At 44.7% G+C, this 304-nt stretch carries 1 protein-coding gene; it reads right to left on the bottom strand.

The window, feature by feature from the left end:
- The coding region (locus PUR71_RS41050; protein ID WP_329924788.1) for a hypothetical protein at positions 1-279 on the bottom strand (279 nt) is incomplete at its 3' end.
- Between the last annotated feature and the right edge of the window lie 25 nt (positions 280-304).

Below are 304 nucleotides of genomic sequence, written 5' to 3'. Positions count from 1 at the left end.
TTTTTTTTTTGTGTTGTTTGGTGGGGGTTTGTGTTGGTTGTGGGGTGTGGTTTTGTTGGGGTGGGGTGGGTTGGTTTTTTTTTTTTTTTTTTGTTTTTGTGTTTCTGCGTGGGGTGTGGTGGGGTGGGGGGGGCCCGCCCCCAAAACCAAACACAACAAAAAAAAAAAAAAAAAAAAAAAAAAAAAAAAAAAAAAAAAACCCACACAACCAACAAAACAAAAAAACACAAAAAAAACACCCCACCCAAAAACCCCCGAAACCCGCGCCCGCGAAAACACCCCGGGGGGCCCCCCCCCCACAAAC

It is taken from the genome of Streptomyces sp. SP17BM10 (assembly GCF_036322405.1).
Taxonomy (GTDB): Bacteria; Actinomycetota; Actinomycetes; order Streptomycetales; family Streptomycetaceae; genus Kitasatospora.
Note: the sequence above shows the minus strand (reverse complement) of the source record. Positions and strands in the feature narration are given on the sequence as shown.